This is a genomic window from Sporosarcina luteola (assembly GCF_023715585.1).
Taxonomy (GTDB): domain Bacteria; phylum Bacillota; class Bacilli; order Bacillales_A; family Planococcaceae; genus Sporosarcina; species Sporosarcina luteola_D.
The window spans coordinates 385,704-402,678 of record NZ_JAMBOK010000002.1 but is presented as its reverse complement, the minus strand read 5'-3'; the positions used below and the strand labels follow the sequence as shown (position 1 = coordinate 402,678).

Annotated in this window: 18 protein-coding genes; 3 read left to right on the top strand and 15 right to left on the bottom strand. The window is 46.7% G+C overall.

Annotated elements, in window-relative coordinates; genetic code table 11:
• Window positions 1-111 precede the first annotated feature (111 nt).
• From M3193_RS12440 to M3193_RS12420, 5 genes are read right to left on the bottom strand one after another with little or no spacing between them, the layout of a single operon-like run.
• Window positions 112-684, bottom strand: a complete 573-nt coding sequence (locus M3193_RS12440) for a hypothetical protein (RefSeq protein WP_251628109.1) — start codon at window positions 682-684, stop codon at window positions 112-114.
• Complete coding sequence (locus M3193_RS12435; protein ID WP_251628107.1) at window positions 681-1,211, bottom strand: DNA topology modulation protein; 531 nt, start codon at window positions 1,209-1,211, stop codon at window positions 681-683. The genes M3193_RS12440 and M3193_RS12435 overlap by 4 nt, the downstream gene beginning before the upstream one ends.
• Window positions 1,204-1,857, bottom strand: coding sequence for a uracil-DNA glycosylase (locus M3193_RS12430; protein ID WP_251628105.1), 654 nt, complete (start codon window positions 1,855-1,857; stop codon window positions 1,204-1,206). The genes M3193_RS12435 and M3193_RS12430 overlap by 8 nt, the downstream gene beginning before the upstream one ends.
• Before the next feature lie 14 nt (window positions 1,858-1,871).
• Window positions 1,872-2,816, bottom strand: coding sequence for a phosphotransferase enzyme family protein (locus tag M3193_RS12425; RefSeq protein WP_251628104.1), 945 nt, complete (start codon window positions 2,814-2,816; stop codon window positions 1,872-1,874).
• Between the two features lies 1 nt (window position 2,817).
• A complete protein-coding gene (locus M3193_RS12420) occupies window positions 2,818-3,165 on the bottom strand; it encodes a DUF6054 family protein (protein ID WP_251628103.1) in 348 nt (115 codons plus the stop codon).
• 92 nt (window positions 3,166-3,257) lie between these two features.
• On the opposite strand from M3193_RS12420, the gene M3193_RS12415 reads away from it, so the two are divergent.
• Window positions 3,258-3,548 carry a hypothetical protein gene (locus M3193_RS12415; protein WP_435372047.1) on the top strand — a complete coding sequence of 97 codons (291 nt, stop codon included), beginning with the start codon at window positions 3,258-3,260 and terminating at the stop codon, window positions 3,546-3,548.
• Window positions 3,549-3,657: 109 nt separating this feature from the next.
• On the opposite strand, the gene M3193_RS12410 is transcribed toward M3193_RS12415, so the two are convergent.
• From M3193_RS12410 to M3193_RS12380, 7 genes are all read right to left on the bottom strand, one after another.
• A complete protein-coding gene (locus tag M3193_RS12410; protein WP_251628315.1) occupies window positions 3,658-4,800 on the bottom strand; it encodes an MFS transporter in 1,143 nt (380 codons plus the stop codon).
• Between the two features lie 148 nt (window positions 4,801-4,948).
• Window positions 4,949-5,926, bottom strand: coding sequence for a FapA family protein (locus M3193_RS12405; RefSeq protein ID WP_251628101.1), 978 nt, complete (start codon window positions 5,924-5,926; stop codon window positions 4,949-4,951).
• Between the two features lie 82 nt (window positions 5,927-6,008).
• Window positions 6,009-6,965, bottom strand: a complete 957-nt coding sequence (locus M3193_RS12400) for a siderophore ABC transporter substrate-binding protein (protein WP_251628099.1) — start codon at window positions 6,963-6,965, stop codon at window positions 6,009-6,011.
• 20 nt (window positions 6,966-6,985) lie between these two features.
• A complete protein-coding gene (locus tag M3193_RS12395; protein WP_251628097.1) occupies window positions 6,986-7,747 on the bottom strand; it encodes an iron ABC transporter ATP-binding protein in 762 nt (253 codons plus the stop codon).
• The gene (locus M3193_RS12390) at window positions 7,744-8,694 is read right to left on the bottom strand and encodes an iron chelate uptake ABC transporter family permease subunit (RefSeq protein WP_251628095.1); all 951 of its coding nucleotides are present in this window, start codon (window positions 8,692-8,694) and stop codon (window positions 7,744-7,746) included. Before M3193_RS12390 ends, M3193_RS12395 begins: the two co-directional genes overlap by 4 nt.
• Window positions 8,687-9,637, bottom strand: coding sequence for an ABC transporter permease (locus M3193_RS12385; protein WP_251628093.1), 951 nt, complete (start codon window positions 9,635-9,637; stop codon window positions 8,687-8,689). The genes M3193_RS12390 and M3193_RS12385 overlap by 8 nt, the downstream gene beginning before the upstream one ends.
• Before the next feature lie 228 nt (window positions 9,638-9,865).
• A complete protein-coding gene (locus M3193_RS12380; protein ID WP_251628091.1) occupies window positions 9,866-10,753 on the bottom strand; it encodes a DUF6612 family protein in 888 nt (295 codons plus the stop codon).
• Window positions 10,754-10,982: 229 nt separating this feature from the next.
• Here M3193_RS12380 and M3193_RS12375 point away from each other — a divergent pair, with 229 nt between their 5' ends.
• Complete coding sequence (locus M3193_RS12375) at window positions 10,983-12,701, top strand: ABC transporter ATP-binding protein (RefSeq protein ID WP_251628089.1); 1,719 nt, start codon at window positions 10,983-10,985, stop codon at window positions 12,699-12,701.
• Between the two features lie 110 nt (window positions 12,702-12,811).
• Here M3193_RS12375 and hflX read toward each other — a convergent pair whose 3' ends face one another.
• The 3 genes from hflX to putP form a co-directional block, all read right to left on the bottom strand.
• Window positions 12,812-14,083 carry a GTPase HflX gene (gene hflX / locus M3193_RS12370; RefSeq protein WP_251628087.1) on the bottom strand — a complete coding sequence of 424 codons (1,272 nt, stop codon included), beginning with the start codon at window positions 14,081-14,083 and terminating at the stop codon, window positions 12,812-12,814.
• A 22-nt stretch (window positions 14,084-14,105) separates the two neighbouring features.
• A complete protein-coding gene (locus M3193_RS12365; RefSeq protein ID WP_251628084.1) occupies window positions 14,106-14,792 on the bottom strand; it encodes a VOC family protein in 687 nt (228 codons plus the stop codon).
• Between the two features lie 80 nt (window positions 14,793-14,872).
• A complete protein-coding gene (gene putP, locus M3193_RS12360) occupies window positions 14,873-16,357 on the bottom strand; it encodes a sodium/proline symporter PutP (RefSeq protein ID WP_251628082.1) in 1,485 nt (494 codons plus the stop codon).
• A 239-nt stretch (window positions 16,358-16,596) separates the two neighbouring features.
• On the opposite strand from putP, the gene M3193_RS12355 reads away from it, so the two are divergent.
• Window positions 16,597-16,962, top strand: a complete 366-nt coding sequence (locus tag M3193_RS12355) for a hypothetical protein (protein WP_251628079.1) — start codon at window positions 16,597-16,599, stop codon at window positions 16,960-16,962.
• Window positions 16,963-16,975 lie beyond the last annotated feature (13 nt).

Below are 16,975 nucleotides of genomic sequence, written 5' to 3'. Positions count from 1 at the left end.
TTCTAAAAACGCATAAATCCTAGTAATCACTCATAAAAAGAAAAACTTACGCATAAATTCTTCCAAAAGCTCATAAACGCATGAAACAACGCATAAACTTTTCCCGACGTTTCATTCTCCCTCATACCAATAATAGGCCTCATAAAATTTCGTATACATATCGAAGCTCGTTCGAATGTCATTTTGAATTTCTTCAAGACGATAAATCATATGGAATCTCGAATAAGATGAGGAACTTATAATCCTCACAATCTCTTCCTCAGCTGCTTGGCTCCACCTCAAAGTCGCGTATAGATACTTCCTGGATTCATAGTTGTGTGGTTCCTCAAAAGTGATACCCAATACCCTGTTCTGCAAGAATCTAAGGTCTTCTAAAATAATATTCAAGTCACCTTTACCGATACTCGATCTGGAAGTCGTCAGCATATCCATTTCATACGTTTCGAGAATGGATTTAGTAGCGTACTTTACATGATCCATCGAATAGCCTTCCGAATCCTTTCCTTCATTCTCTTCATCCATCTTCTTAAATTCATACAACTTCATTTTGTAATCTTGCAAAATAGGAAGTTCCGTACTGACTGAAACTGATTGATAGACGCTGAAAACCGAATACGGGAAAAACACCTGTGCAAAAATTAACCCTACGACAACAAGTGAGCCCATCCACAATCTCTTCTTCAATCCATATCCCCCTTGCTCAATACCGCCAGCCATCTCTCCACTTCCCGCGGCGATTTTAAAATTAACACTTCCGAATTGGCTCGATCAAGCATTTCAAACACGCCCGGCCGCTTTTTCTTCGGATACGTCCATATGAACTTCACAAACTCCCAATCAACCTTCTCCCGACAGCCTTCTGCCATATCCGGACGCGTTTTCCCCCTGTACATCCATCTCCGCTTGAAAACCCTGGACAGGCATAGCCAGTTCGGGAAGTCGAGGAAGATAATTAAATCAGCATATTGAGCCCGCATCTCAATCGTGGAGTTGAAGTTTCCATCGATGATCCATGCGGGCTTCTCTAATTCACTTTGAAGTTTTTTCCTAAATTCCGGCTTTGGTGTTGGCACCCATCCTTCATTCCAAAAAAGCGCATCCAAATGAAGGACGGGCAAGTGCAACCGGGACGCGAGCTCGACCGATAACGTAGACTTTCCTGCGCCGCTGCATCCGATTATCAGAATCCGTTTAGGTGATCTATCAATCATTCCGCAATTCCTCCAAAAACCCTCCAATTTTCAGCCAATCCGCATCCAGATCTGGCCGATGCGATGGGCGGTAAAAGACCGCTGCAGGATGAAAGGTCGGCACGATCCGATATATCTGATCCGTCCATTCGAACGCAGTACTATCGAGACCCGGAAGAAACCGTACCGGTCGCTCAAGCAACTGCCCATGAAGCTCCGTCACTTTCGCATCTTTGCCAAGCAGCCTCTGCAAACCTACGTTTCCGAGTGCTACAATCAGTTTCGGCTCGATATTTGCTATCTCATAATCGAGCACCGGGGCATGCGCCAGAATCTCTTTCGCAGTCGGCGGCCGATTGTATTTCCGCTTCGTCATCGTGCCGTCCCGTTCCCGCTTTTCGCCCCATTTGTACGGCCTGCTGCGGACCGTGCTCGTCATATAAACATCATCCCGCGTCAATCCAATTGAAGCGAGCGACTTCATCAATTCCTTGCCGGCCCTGCCGATGAAAGGAATTCCATCCACAGCCTCAAATTCCCCTGGCGCTTCGCCGATCAGCAGAAGTTCAGGCTTTTGCGGACCTTCTCCATAGACAAACCCCTCCACAGGAAATCCTTTGATCCGCTCCTTGCCAAGTTCAGCAATCGATTCAGGTATTCGAAACATCGGCACACTCCCTTTCAGCCTTTCAACAGTTGAATTGTTTCATCTAAAAACGCTTTTCCGTCACCTTGAAGAATCTTCTCGATCCCTTCTTCTATCCGATCATATCGAAATGCGCGGATGATTGCGAATAGGTGCGGAACCATCTCCATTTCGCGATTCGACAAAGACCTTTCAGATGTATAGGCGTCTATGTATGCTTGAAAACGCTCTTTAGGAGTTTCCTTTCCCTCAAAGTCGTGATGCCAAGCCAAGAAGATTGCATTTGCCACGCATTCATTAACTAAGACTTCGTCACCCGCAATATCATAGTCGAAAATGACGGAAATCTTGTCCTGTTGGAATAAAAGATTATACGGCAGGAGGTCGCCTTGAACAGGCCCTGTAGGAAGCTTAGGCCATTCCGCTTGTAGAATGGCTCTTCTCGCCAGATATAATTCTTGGATTGCGGCCAACTCGTGTTCAAACTGCCCACTCTCTTTTACCGAATGAACCAAATCCAAATAGCTTAGTTCATTTTCATCATAGTCGCCAAGTTCATCGGTTTCATTCCCCCCGAACATGCCCCAGCTCGTTCCTCTTCCGAATCGCAAGTCACTCGCGGAGGAGACGGCATGCTGTTTGCCAAGTGATTTTCCGAGTTCTTGAATATGTTCCAATCGGAGAATGCTGATCTCTTCTCCAATCCCTTTTCGTTCGAGAATAAAAAACAAGTCCTTATGCCTGACGTAGCGCTCTCCAACCAAAGCTTTCTCGGGTACGATGAAAGGGAGTCCGCAGTCGGTCATTAGCTCCGTAAATAAGATTGTCGTTTCTACGAATTGAGCCGTCTGCTTCTCTCCTTTTAAAAAATACGTTTCCCCATCCACTTCTACCTCTGCAACAAGCCTACCCATATCCCGTAAGATTTCATGGCGAGTTACCGGCTCTGAAAAATACTGCTTCATAACCTCTCGAATCAATTCATCCGCCCCCGACGATATATTGCTCCAACGCTCGCTCCACGCTTGTCGCAAAACTATTTCCCGCTCCCCAATCGAAGCGGAAGAATACACCTTCCGAACTGCCGGCCGCAACGACATGGACTCGTGTAGTTCCTTCGAAATCATCAATCGTTGCAGTTACCGACGCCCGATTATTCGAGCGCATATAATATTTCTCCATAATTAACACATGAACTTCCGACGAACCCGCATTCCTCACATAATGATCTACCAATGTTCCACTGATACTTCCGCGGAGGATTTCCGATTGAACGATGTCTACCGCTTCCCCTGGTGAAATCGACACGTTAAAGTTCTTAATTGACATATCAACATCCCCTCTCTATATGTCTAACTACGTATGGAACTGAATGGAAGTTTCAATTTGTTGAAACTTCTGCGAAGAGGCGTGAGGAACCTTTGGGCGCGGAACGCCGCTCTTTGGGCGTGGGACGCCAGGCTTTGGGCGCGGGACGCCAGGCTTTGGGCGCAGGACGCCAGGCTTTGGGCGCGATACGCCAGGCTTTGGGCGCGGGACGCCAGGCTTTGGGCGCGATACGCCATGCTTTGGGCGCGATACGCCGCTCTTTGGGCGCGGGACGCCAGGCTTTGGGCGCGGAACGCCATGCTTTGGGCGCGATACGTCATGCTTTGGGCGCGGGACGCTATACTTTGGGCGCTAGACGCCATGTTTTGGGCGCGGGGCGCTGATTATTAAGCGCGCTTATCGGTTTTGTATGCGGAGGTCTGTCGTTCCCACATCCGCATGACGCCATTCCAACAAAAAAACTGACGTCCACTTACAGACGTCAGTTCATGTTCATTCCAATTCCAATTGCTTTGTTTCGGTCCCTAACAACAGAACCGCCAGGACGCCGATGATGATGGCGCCGCAGAAGATGCCGAAGATCAGCCCGAAGCCGTAGCCTGCCGTTAACAGGGAGCCGACGAGCAATGGGCCGAAGATGCCGCCGATCCGTCCGACTGCCGCCGCCATTCCCGAACCTGTCGCCCGTACGGAGGTCGGGTACTGTTCCGGCGAATAGGCGTACAGTGCCCCCCATGCCCCTAAGTTGAAGAATGAAAGGAAAGCACCGAAGATAAGGAGCATAGTCAGCGATTCAGCGTTTCCGAACATAAGCGCACTTACAGCCGTACCAATCAAATACGTGGAAAGGACGAACTTTCGCCCCGCCTTCTCAATCAGCCAAGCAGCCGTGAAGTAGCCTGGCAATTGCGCAAGTGTCATGATGAGTACGTATTTGAAGCTGTGAATCATGTCAAACCCTTTCATGACCATGACGCTTGGCAGCCAGAGGAACATGCCGTAATAAGAGAATACGACGGTGAACCAGACGATCCACAGCATCGTCGTCTTGCGCGCATAAGGCTTGGACCAAATGAGCTTCAGCTTTTCTCCGAAGGACTGCTTCGGCTCCCCTTCCTTTTCGAATTTCGGGGAGTCAGGCAAATTCCGCCGTAAATAGATGGCGTAAAATGCAGGAAGTGCCGTTAGAATCAAAGCAATCCGCCAACCGTACTCAGGGATGATGAAGTATGCCAGCAGCGCTGCGATAAGCCAGCCCGCTGCCCAGAAGCTTTCCAAAAGGACGACGACACGACCTCGTTCTTTTGCCGAAACACTCTCCGACACAAGCGTCGAAGCGACCGGGAGTTCCCCGCCGAGGCCCGCCCCTACGAAGAAGCGCAAAATAAGAAAGACTGTCAATGTTGTCGTCAGCGCCGACAATCCGCTCGCCAATGAAAAGAGTACGAGCGTCATCATGAAGACATTTTTCCTTCCAATCCGATCCGCGAGCAATCCGAAACCGAAAGCCCCGACCGCCATGCCGATCGAGTTCATGCTCCCGATCCAGCCCATTTCTGTTGTGGTCAATTGCCATTCAACGGCAATCGCCGCAATGACAAATGAAAGGATTCCAACGTCCATCGCATCGAACATCCAACCTGTCCCGGAAATTGCTAGTAGTTTATTGCGGGAAATCCCGCCTGTTTTATTGTTCACAAGTAGTCTGCCCCTCGTTGTATAGTTTTGGTGTCTTGACACTTGTCATTATACTCCTGAGCAACTGGTAATCACAAGAACTTTTTTACTTCAACAAGAATTGACTGTCAACCATGCGTGCATAGACCCCTAAAGTATCCGTATCAATATGATGGACAGTGTCTCCTATCCAAATCTCAGTCCCGCAGCGGGCAAGTCCGATTGTAATCGTACCTCCGCTTTCCGTTTTGACGACTGTTTTCACGCCTTTCGTGGAACCTGTCTCCTTGATGGATACTTTTTCACCCGCGGAAATGACGCCGCCGCGGCAGCAGCCTTCGACGGAAACTTGTTTCTTCGCGCTCACGGAGCAGTTATACAGTCCGGAATCGGTCACTTCGATCGTCCCATTGCAAGACAACGCACTGTTTATGGCATATGGAATCTTCAACAAAGAACATCCGCTTCCACCTGCCGAATATTGCTCTACAAGCGCGTGCGCCTCCATCAACAGCTTTGAAAACTCCTCAGCATTCCGGACAACTGTCATGGATGTATCCGTAAAGACGTTATACAGTTTCTCGATGACCGGCTCCCAATCCGGTGATAATTCGGCGGAATGTTTCTTCGCTTTTTGAATGAATTCATTTGTATCATGTTGAAAATCCAAGTATTCCTCTTTCAGGATGACCAAGACAAGTTCTTTCAATTCACTGGCATCGACCTCTTCCGGCTTAACGCCTCTCATTTGGATGAGTTGTAGGATCGTACCCTTTATCCTTTCCAAATAGGTCAGGAGTCCGCTCAATTGCTCCGCTAGCATTTCTTCCAGCACTTCCTGCATTCCGACTGTCACGGTCGAGGAGAGGACGTTCCCTTCAATGATGGCGGATGTGCCTGCTTCAATGGTCGCTTTCCGTACAGCCCCGCAAATGAAGACCTGCCCTGTCGCCCCGACGAACATGGAGTTTTCGACATCACGCGCGATTCGGACATCACCGTCATGCCTAATATCTCCACTTCTAATGTCGACATTCCCGTCATGCAGAAATTCATCAGCCTGCACCGTCACTGACTTCCCCATACTTTCACCCCGAATCATGTTTTACTCTTATAATAGCAAAAAACAGGCCTGTTCACTCAATAAGTGAACAGGCCTGCTTTACTTATAGACCCGCTTGAACCTCATCAATCATTTCTTTCATGGATAGCAATCCGCCTCCTGATAGGTACCAGTACTCCCCGTTCAAGTAGACGATTTTATTGTTTTTGTACGCGTTAGTCTTTTTCACAAGATCGTTTTCCACAGAGTCTTTTGCGCTAGCGCCGTTGCCGATTGCAGCGTCACGGTCAATAACGAATAGGACATCAGGATTTTTCTCAGCGATGTATTCAAACGTAATGTTTTGGCCGTGTGTAGAGATTTCGATCTTCTCATCTGCAGCTTTATAGCCTAATACGTCATGGACCAATCCGAAACGTGAATTTGGACCGTATGCGCTCACTTTGCCTTCACTAGCAAGAACGACAAGTGCTTTTGAACCGGTTGCAGATGCTTTTTCATGAATGTCAGCGATTTTTTCATCGATGTCTGCAAGTTCAGATTTCACTTCATCTTCCTTGCCGAAGATTTCGCCGATCATTTCAGCATTTTGTTTGAATGAATCCATATAATGCCCGTAATCCAGGCCAACGTAAATCGTTGGTGCAATTTCAGCGAATTGATCATACAGATCAGCTTGGCGTGATGAAATGAAGATGACATCTGGCTTCATTGCATGAATCGCTTCGAAATCCGGCTCTTTCAAGCTACCAAGGTTTACGTATTTATCATCGTCATATTTCGAAAGGTAGCCTGGAACATTCGCTCTTGGCAAACCTGCCACTTCAATTCCGAGTGCATCCATCGTGTCGAGTGTACCGAAGTCAAACACGACCACTTTCTTAGGATTTTTCAGTACTTCTACAGGCATATTGCTAAGCTCATGCTCGATAGAAATCGTTTCGCTCGTTTCGTTTGTGTTGGAGCCTGTTGCTTTGCCTGCTTCTTTCTCGTTTGTGCCACAAGCAGCAAGAACAATCATCAGAGCCGCAAGCAAAAGCGTCATTGTAAGTTTCTTCATCAATACCATCCTTTTTGTTTTTAAGAGTTGAAATACACACAAATCCTGCAATTATTCATTTGCTTAATTGGGATATCCATATCGTAAATTTCCTTCAATGCATCCGAGTTGATAATTTCATTCGTCGGACCGTCTTTCACGACACGCCCGTCTTTCAAGGCGACGATACGGTCGGAGTAGACGGATGCAAAATTGATGTCGTGGAGCACGATGACGACAGTCTTCCCAAGGTCATCAACCAATCTGCGCAGTATCTTCATAATCTGGACGGAATGCTTCATATCCAAATTGTTCAATGGTTCATCCAGTAGAATATAATCGGTATCCTGGGCGATGACCATCGCGATGAAAGCCCGTTGGCGCTGTCCGCCAGATAGTTCATCCATATATTCATGTTGCATTTCCATCAGGCCCATATACTCCATAGCCTGCTCGATGATTCGCAGATCTTCCGAGTTGAGCCTCCCTCTGGAGTACGGAAAACGTCCGAACGAAACCAATTCACGGATTGTCAGTCGGACATTCATGAAGTTGGACTGTTTCAAAATGGATACACGCTTTGAAAATTCATTGGATTTCATTTTATTCACTAGGTGATCATCCACTAGCACTTCGCCTGTATCCGCATCAATCAGTCGGCTCACCATAGAAAGCAGCGTCGATTTCCCCGCGCCGTTCGGTCCGATGAATGAAGTGATCTTCCCGCGATGGATATTGACGTTCACCTTTTCAACGACCGCTTTTTTTCCATAGAACTTTGACAACTCACGGACTTGGATCATGAGGATCGACTCTCCTTTAATAGTAAATAGATGAAATAGACACCGCCGACAAAATTGATGATGACGCTGAGCGTCGTAGAGAATGTAAACAGCCTCTCCACGACCCATTGCCCTCCGACGAGAGCAATGATACTCATAATGGAAGCACCCGCAATAAGAATTGAATGCTTATATGTTTTGAAGAATTGATAAGATAAGTTAGCGACAATCAAGCCGAAGAAAGTGATTGGCCCAACAAGGGCTGTTGATACGGATATTAATATCGCGGATAGGACCAACATCAATTTGACGACCCGGTCATAAGAAACACCGAGATTGATGGCCGTATCCCGGCCTAGTGTAAGAACATCAAGATCATTAAAAGATTTCCAGCCGATGATGAACGTGAGAATGACAATTCCAAGCGCCCACCAAACCAGTTCCCCGCTCACATTGTTGAAGCTTGCGAACATTTTGTCCTGCACCCGCATAAATTCATTCGGATCAATCAGCACTTGAAGAAATGTCGATATGCTTCCGAAAAATGTGCCGACGATTATTCCGACGAGCAATAGGAAGTAAATCGGCTGTCCACCCCTTTTGAAGAGGAAGCGGTATAAAATGAGCGCAAAAACAACCATCGTCGAAACGGATAAAATGAAATTCACATGCTTGTTGACGATTGTAATATGGTTTGAGCCTAGGAAGAAGATGACGACGGTCTGGAGTAATAAATACAAGGAGTCCAACCCCATTATACTTGGGGTCAAGATCCGATTATGGGTAATCGTCTGGAAGATGACCGTCGAATAGGCGATTGCCACCCCAGTCAACGCCATCGCAATCACTTTGATGCCGCGGCGAGGGAGTGCATAGTCAAAACTGCCATTCAAACCCTGGAATAAATATAAGGCACAGAACACTGCGGCAAACACTGACAAGATGATCAATTTAGTAGAATTACGCATATGCCTTCCTCCTAAACAGCAGGTAGAGGAAGATACCGCTTCCGATGACTCCGACCATCAGACTGATGGAAATCTCATAAGGGTAAATGAGAACCCTGCCTAATATGTCACAGATCAGAAGGAAGATTGCACCTAACAAAGCGGTGTGCGGCAAAGTCTTCTTCAAATGATCCCCGTGGAAGATCGATACAATGTTCGGAATGATCAACCCGAGGAACGGAATCATCCCGACCGTCAATATGACAGTCGTCGTAACAAGTGCAACCAAGATGAGACCGATATTGACAATCCGCTTATACGCAAGGCCCAAGTTTCTCGAAAAATCCTCGCCCATTCCCGCCACTGTGAAGCGGTTGGCGTACAAGTACGTGATAATCAGAACAGGGATGCTTATGTATAGAAGTTCGTACCGTCCTTTCATGATCATCGAAAAGTCACCTTGCAGCCATGCCGACATATTCTGGATTACGTTCGACTTATAGGCGAAGAATGTCGTAATCGATGACAGGATGTTCCCGAACATAAGCCCAACAAGCGGTATGAAAATCGCATCCTTGAACTTGATTCGATCGAGGATCTGCATGAACAGCAATGTGCCCGCCAGCGCAAAAGCAAATGCGACAATCATCTTCTCGATTGTCGATGCATTGGTGAACAATAACATCGATACTAAAATACCTAACCGGGTGGCATCGAGCGTCCCTGCGGTCGTTGGCGACACGAATTTATTCCGGCTTAGCTGCTGCATGATCAGACCTGCAATGCTCATCCCTGCCCCGGCGAGTAGAATCGCCACAAGTCTTGGCACACGGCTTATGAGAAAAATTTCAGTCTCCTCAGACTTGAAATCAAGGAGGTCCATCGGTTTAATTGAGCTCACTCCAACGAATAACGAAAAGAATGAGAGTAGTAGTAATGCAATTAACAAATAACGTTTCTTCATGAAGAAAGAACTCCGATATCGAATATTAGCGCTCTAACTGAGAATCCCACTAGTGAAAATGATTATCAGTTAGCTGCTAACCCAATTATAGCAGTTCTGAATTGAGTGTCAAACGATAATTGAAAATGATTATCAGTCGTTAGTTTGCAAGACGTTACTTACTTGCGCGCATAAAAAAAGGCGGTCATGAACAGCTGTTTCCAACTGTTCATGACCGCTTGCATGCTATTACTCTTGATCTTGACCTTGTTGCATTAATTCTTCCAAGTCAACCGCTTCGTCGATCACTTCTTGAGGAACGACAATATTATCGATCTCATTGATTTTCGTAAGGACGGATTTCATCTTTTGAACGATGCGCATTTCTTCCTCTTCGATCTTCATCGTCATATCCATATCCAAATCGAACGCATTCGTAAAGAACGTCTCCTTGTCAATGTATAGGATGACTTCCAAGCTCTTTACATCCATATTTTCAAGCAGCTCAGATTCTTCCTCAGTCATGTCAGCTGGAAGAGACGATCCCATCAAATCTTTCATCAAGCCGCTGAATTTATCGCCAGAAGCAGAAAGCGTCAAGATGTACTCATCATCGGTCTGTTCGAACTTGAAATCATCCTTGAATTCATTGAACATCTTCATATCCAACGTCGGATCAGTTTCGCCGCCCATTTGCGCCATCATTTCATCATACATATCCTTAGGCATCTTAATCCATTGACCGGATTCAGGATCATTCATGAAGAAGCCTGATTCATTCATGTACAGCTCCATATCCATTTTACCCATCTCGCCCATATCCATCTTCATGTTTTGGTGTATTGCCAAAGGTTCGACGATGAGATCCATGTCTATTTTAATTTTCGAATCCATTTCGAATTCTTGACTTGGCATCGACATCTTTTGATTGATATCCATTACAGCATGCATGCTCTTCTGCTCTGCCGATACTTCCATGGCTTTGCTATATACTTCTTGCGCCGTCATCTCACTTTTATTTTCCAGCACTACTTTTTCACCGGTTTCCGCATCTTTTTTCGGCTCTGCTGCAGATCCGCAAGCCGCCAATCCAAGCGCAAGCACACCGACACCAAGACCCTTTATCCATTTTTTCATCTGTCTCGCTTCCTCTCTTTGTTTCTCTTTACGTTACGTCTAATCATACGGTACAAAGGGAAAAGGGTTCCATCCTTTATTACAATTCCTATAATTTGAATCTTTCCTACCACTCGATTCTTCTGCGCCTTTTCTCCTCGCTGCGTCTATTTAAGGCTCTTATGCTTTAATATCCCTTTTGAATGAAATCCGCTATAATGACTGGGAATGACAGAAAGGATATCACACTATGCTAAAGAAATTCTTTTCCTATTATAAGCCGCATAAAAGGCTTTTCATCATCGACTTTTCAAGCGCAATATTCGTCGCTCTCCTTGAGCTGGCATTTCCGATGGCTGTCCAATGGTTCATCGACACGCTGCTGCCTTCCCGAGATTGGGGCATGATTGTTACGACGAGTGCCCTGTTGCTGATCGTCTATCTAGTGAGCACGTTCCTCCAATACATCGTCAGTTATATAGGGCATAAGCTTGGCATCAACATCGAGACGGATATGAGACAGCAGCTGTTCAATCATGTCCACAGGCAGTCTTTCCGATTCTTCGACAACACAAAAACGGGACATGTGATGAGCCGGATTACGAATGACCTATTCGATATCGGGGAGCTTGCCCATCACGGACCGGAAGATGCTTTCATTGCGGTCATGACAATCATAGGCGCGTTCATTCTTATGTTTTCCATTAATCCCGAGTTGGCCATCATTGCGATCTGCATGGTGCCTCTCCTCGTTGTACTTGTCACATTCTGCAATAGTAAAATGAATGCTGCGTGGCTGAATATGTACGGGAAAATCGCGGATGTCAACGCACGCGTCGAAGATTCAGTGTCTGGTGCGCGGGTCGTCAAATCGTTCACGAATGAGGAATTCGAAATTTCGCGATTCAAAATAGACAATGGCAATTTTAGGCTGGCTAAGCTCGTTGCCTATAACGTCATGGCATGGACGCATTCGAGCATGTTTATGATGACAAGGCTTGTGACGTTGGTGGTCCTTGTTGTCGGAGCGTGGTTCACATTTAATGAGCGAATGTCTATAGGGGATCTTGTAGCATTCATCCTATTCGTCAATATTCTTATCAAGCCTGTCGATAAGATCAGTGCCTTGTTAGAGCTGTATCCGAAAGGGATGGCAGGATTTCGCAGGTTCCTTGATCTGATTGAACAGGAGCCGGACATCAAAGATCGTGACGGGGCGAAGACAGTCAGCCACTTACACGGTGATATATTGTTCGACGATGTCCATTTTCAATACGATGATCATAAATACGTATTGAAAGGCATCGATTTATCAATCAAAGCCGGTGAGACGATTGCATTCGTCGGTACATCCGGTGCCGGAAAAACTACAATTTGTTCCCTCATCCCACGGTTTTACGACGTCGATTCCGGAGCGATTTCAATTGACGGCATCGATATTCGCAACATGACGCAGCAGTCGTTGCGATCACAGATCGGAATCGTGCAGCAAGACGTCTTTTTATTCACAGGGACGATCAAGGAAAACATCGCATACGGAGATTTGGATGCAACGGACGAAGAAGTGTTTGCAGCCGCTCAAAAGGCACATTTAAAAGAGTTCATCGCCTCGCTTCCTGACGGCTACGAGACACAGATCGGTGAACGCGGATTAAAATTATCCGGAGGCCAGAAGCAACGGCTTGCGATTGCACGGATGTTCTTAAAGAATCCTCCGATCCTCATTTTGGATGAAGCTACGTCCGCCCTGGATACGGAAACGGAACGCATCATCCAGCAATCGTTGAATGAGCTCGCTGAAAACCGGACAACACTTGTCATCGCTCACCGTTTGGCGACAATCCGGGATGCAGATAGAGTCATTGTTGTGACGGAGGACGGAATTGCGGAAGACGGAAAATACGATGAGTTAGTAAGAAAAGGCGGTATTTTTGCTCGTCTGCATAATATTCAATTCCAAGAGGTTTAACATTTTGAGAACCGGGGGATACTACTACTATCCCACCCCCTTTCTCTTTATAGATAAAAACCGTACCGGCGACTTTCGAGTCACACGGTACGGTTTTTTCGTTATTGGATTTAGTGACTAACTATGAACTCTTCGAACTTGATTCTCTCAGAACCATCCATTTCTACGGTCATCAACGTACCCTCTTCCTCATACTCTGTCTTCTTCACATTCGCCTTGTCATTCAAATAGGAGACGATATCTCCGCGGTCGAACGGAACGAGCAGCTTGCAAGTGATGTATTGTTCAAAGATCTTTTTCTTAATCAATTCGAGCAACTCATCCAAGCTGTCCGATTCTTTTGCTGAAATCCAGACGCTATCTGCAGTCTCTCTAGGATAAGGGACTCCTGCGAGATCAGCTTTATTATAGACATTGAGAGTCGTAATATTTTCAACGCCGACGTCATGCAGCGTCTCATTCGTCACTTCCATCATGTAACGGTATTCCGGATTTGAAACATCAACGACATGCAGGAGGAGATCAGCCCCGCGCGCTTCTTCCAACGTGGATCGGAATGCCTTGATCAAGTGATGGGGCAGCTTTGATACGAAGCCGACAGTATCTGTCAGGAGAAATTCCTTATTGTCGGCAAACTTCAAATGACGTACTGAAGTATCAAGCGTCGCGAAGAGCATATTCTCCTCGTACACTTGCTTCGTATGCTCTTCGTCCATTTTTTGCAGCATCCCATTCATCAATGTTGATTTGCCGGCATTCGTGTAGCCTACGATTGATACGACAGGGATGCCGCTTTTCTTCCGTTGCTTCCGCTGTGTGTCGCGCCGATCGCGTACAAGCTCTAGATCCCTCCGAAGCTTTGCAATCTGGTCTTCGATTTTCCGGCGGTCCAGCTCAAGCTTCGTCTCCCCGGCTCCCTTGTTCTGGAAGCCTCCGCCTGTTCCGCCCCCTTGCCTGCTCAACGAGGCGCGCAATCCAACAAGCCGCGGAAGCGTATACTGAAGTTGGGCCAACTCTACTTGCATCCTTGCTTCATGCGTCCGTGCCCGTCTCGCAAAAATATCGAGGATGAGCATCGTCCGGTCAATGACCTTCACTTCCAGCTCTTGTTCCAAGTTTCGGATCTGGGAAGGGGAGAGCTCATCATTGAATATGATCAGATTCGCATCCGTCTCCTCGTAAAACCGCTTAATTTCTGCGATTTTCCCTTTTCCGACATAAGTCGTGGGATGCCTGCGCTCCAAGTTTTGCGTCACCGTACCGACGACTTGTACATCGATGGCTTCCGCCAAATTCTGCAACTCTTCCATCTCATAGTCAAAATGCTCGTTATTCTGTTCCTGCACGCCGACAAGAACTGCATGTTCCACTAAAATTTCCATTAGCAAGCCCCTTTCCTATCATCTACCGAATAACGACTTCTTGCAGCCGATTCTTTCCGCTTTCGATTTCGATGAACCGAAGCCGGACATCCCCGATCATCATATCGTTCGAATCCCCGACCTTCTGTGAAAGGAGGATTGCCCATTCACCCGTGTCGCGGAGTGGATCTTCAACGGCGAAAACGCACTCCCGGATTTCCAGCTCCTGATTAGCTGGAGACAATGCCCCTTCCGATCGCAACTGCTCGAATCGAATTTCCTCAGGTGTTTCCCATTCAATGAAGAAAGGATACGGCAACTCATCGGAAACCGGCTGATCGACGAATAGCATCTTCCATTTCTTCAGCTCTCCACCGGCAGTCCGGCGCTCTGCATCCAATACGCCGGAAGTCGCAAACCCTTTGTTTGTAATGTCCTCATTAAATTGCTCAATATCGGTTACGGATAAACATAACGTACCCCATCCGTCCTTTTCCTCCAAATCATGAAGCAGCAGACGTGTCAACGGATGGTCCGCTTGTTCTGCTACTTCGGGGCGGTCTACAGACAACCATTCCACATACGCATTGTTCACATACAGCAATGCATTCTGCGTCCCCCATTTCTCATGCTTTCCACCGATAATCGCCTGCCTGCCTGCTTTCCTTTGTTCGTCGACGACTTCAACAGGGCTTTTTGATGTGAAATAAACAACGTGGTCCAGTTTCATCCAATTCATCCCCCTATTATGAATAGATTACCATATCAAATAAAAGACGACCTCCGCGGCGTTCGCTGGAGGTCGTTCCATTATCTTTCTTTTTTCAATAAAACCGTTGCGTCATAGAATTCCTTATCAATTTCCGCGTTCGGACGATACGTCATCAAGCTGACAATATATGTGACAACTAGGCAGATGAGGAAGCCCGGCACGATTTCATAAAGTGCATTCGACAGCGCATCGACTGTGCCCCATATACCGACAGTGACAGCACCTGCGATCATTCCCCATAATGCGCCAGTTGCCGTAAGCTTGCGCCAATAAAGGGATAACAAGATAATCGGTCCGAATGCTCCGCCGAAGCCTGCCCATGCAAAGGATACAAGTTTCAAGATCGATTCATTGTTCGGCCAAGCGAGCGCCATCGCAACTAACGAAACGACAAGAACCGCCATCCTGCCGAGGAAGACATATCGTTTATCTGTCGCGTCGGACTTGATGATCGCCTTATACAAATCTTCGATTAGAGCCGAAGAAGTGACGATCAATTGTGAAGAAATGGTACTCATAATAGCAGCAAGTACTGCTGCAAGCATGATCCCTGCAATGAATGGATGGAAAATAATCTGCCCGAGTGCAATGAACACTGTTTCCTTATCGACCAATTCGGCACCCGGATTTTGTTGAAAATAAGCAATACCCACAAGCGCGGTTGCAATTGCACCGAACAAGCTCAATGCCATCCAGCCAATTCCGATCCGGCGTGCGCTCTTCGTCTCCTTGACCGATTTGATCGCCATGAAGCGGACGATGATATGCGGCTGCCCGAAATAGCCGAGCCCCCAAGCAACCGAAGAGATGACTCCTGCAACAGTAGCCCCTTTTATAAGACTGAGTCTGGCAGGATCTACTTCTCTGATACTTGCAGCAGTTTCAGCAAAACCGCCTGTCAATGTCAAACCGATTATCGGAACTAATAGTAATGCGAAGAACATCGTGAGACCTTGTACGAAATCGGTATAGCTGACAGCCAAAAACCCTCCGAAGAGCGTATACGCGACAACGACAGCAGAAACGATCAACATTCCGGAATGATAATTAAGGCCGAATGAACTCATGAAAAACTTTCCGCCTGCAACCATTCCTGAAGATACATAGAATGTAAAAAACACCAAGATGATAATACCTGACGCAATCCGAAGTAGTCGCGACTTGTCTTTCAGCCGGCTTTCCAAATAGCTCGGAATTGTAATCGAGTCACTTGATACTTGCGTATACACTCGAAGTCTTGGCGCAACGAAAAGCCAGTTTAAATAAGCGCCCACCGTCAAGCCGATGGCAATCCATGCTTCCGTTAGTCCTACAGCATAAATGGCCCCCGGCAGCCCCATGAGCAACCAACCGGACATATCTGCCGCACCGGCGCTCAGCGCTGTAACGGCAGGTCCAAGTGAACGGCCACCGAGCATGTAATCATTAAGATTTGTCGTTTTCCTAAAAGCGTACCAGCCGATGAATAGCATCGCCGCCATATAAACAACTATGGCAATCAGTTGATAGATATCACTAGACATATTCTCACTCCTACTTCTATATTCTATTTCTTTTTATAATATCATTTTTTCAATTAGTAAATGCGTATTTTGAAAATTAACATTTCCACTCAATTAAGACAGGTCCCCCGTGCTTTTTGCAAATTTCCCGGGAAATGTACAGATTCCGACATTTAGCCGACTCATTTGGCCGAATTCCTCATAAACGGAGTTTAAGCATGCAGAAAAAGGGAATTGTCAACATAAGGAGGCGATTTCCAATGCCTTGGACTACAAACAATTACCCTGATTCTTTTAAAAACCTGGAACCAGACGTCAGGAATAAGGCAATTGAAATAGCGAATGCGTTATTGCGCGAAGGGAACGATGAAGGCAAATCGATCTCCATTGCTACAGCAAAAGCAAGGGAATACGTGCATGGGGATAGTGCCGACCGTTCGAAATACGTAGTGATAGCACGCAACGAAGACTGGGTTCTCATGAAAGAAGACGGCGAACGGGCGATTTTCAAGGAGGATACAAAGGATGACCTGCTGGAGAAAGCCAAACCTTATGTAAATGACCAAAACGGAATTCTAGCCGTCTACCACGCAGACGGATCACTCGAAACAACCCTGTATGATTGATTTCGAAAATCAT

What these genes read in the sequence shown, in the direction of transcription:
- M3193_RS12435 (WP_251628107.1), bottom strand. Translation starts at nt 1,211, where the DNA reads ATGATTGATAGATCACCTAAACGGATTCTGATAATCGGATGCAGCGGC.
- M3193_RS12430 (WP_251628105.1), bottom strand. Translation starts at nt 1,857, where the DNA reads ATGTTTCGAATACCTGAATCGATTGCTGAACTTGGCAAGGAGCGGATC.
- M3193_RS12420 (WP_251628103.1), bottom strand. Translation starts at nt 3,165, where the DNA reads ATGTCAATTAAGAACTTTAACGTGTCGATTTCACCAGGGGAAGCGGTA.
- M3193_RS12410 (WP_251628315.1), bottom strand. Translation starts at nt 4,800, where the DNA reads ATGTTCGATGCGATGGACGTTGGAATCCTTTCATTTGTCATTGCGGCG.
- M3193_RS12405 (WP_251628101.1), bottom strand. Translation starts at nt 5,926, where the DNA reads ATGGGGAAGTCAGTGACGGTGCAGGCTGATGAATTTCTGCATGACGGG.
- M3193_RS12400 (WP_251628099.1), bottom strand. Translation starts at nt 6,965, where the DNA reads ATGAAGAAACTTACAATGACGCTTTTGCTTGCGGCTCTGATGATTGTT.
- M3193_RS12395 (WP_251628097.1), bottom strand. Translation starts at nt 7,747, where the DNA reads ATGATCCAAGTCCGTGAGTTGTCAAAGTTCTATGGAAAAAAAGCGGTC.
- M3193_RS12390 (WP_251628095.1), bottom strand. Translation starts at nt 8,694, where the DNA reads ATGCGTAATTCTACTAAATTGATCATCTTGTCAGTGTTTGCCGCAGTG.
- M3193_RS12385 (WP_251628093.1), bottom strand. Translation starts at nt 9,637, where the DNA reads ATGAAGAAACGTTATTTGTTAATTGCATTACTACTACTCTCATTCTTT.
- M3193_RS12380 (WP_251628091.1), bottom strand. Translation starts at nt 10,753, where the DNA reads ATGAAAAAATGGATAAAGGGTCTTGGTGTCGGTGTGCTTGCGCTTGGA.
- M3193_RS12375 (WP_251628089.1), top strand. Translation starts at nt 10,983, where the DNA reads ATGCTAAAGAAATTCTTTTCCTATTATAAGCCGCATAAAAGGCTTTTC.
- hflX (WP_251628087.1), bottom strand. Translation starts at nt 14,083, where the DNA reads ATGGAAATTTTAGTGGAACATGCAGTTCTTGTCGGCGTGCAGGAACAG.
- M3193_RS12365 (WP_251628084.1), bottom strand. Translation starts at nt 14,792, where the DNA reads ATGAAACTGGACCACGTTGTTTATTTCACATCAAAAAGCCCTGTTGAA.
- putP (WP_251628082.1), bottom strand. Translation starts at nt 16,357, where the DNA reads ATGTCTAGTGATATCTATCAACTGATTGCCATAGTTGTTTATATGGCG.
- M3193_RS12355 (WP_251628079.1), top strand. Translation starts at nt 16,597, where the DNA reads ATGCCTTGGACTACAAACAATTACCCTGATTCTTTTAAAAACCTGGAA.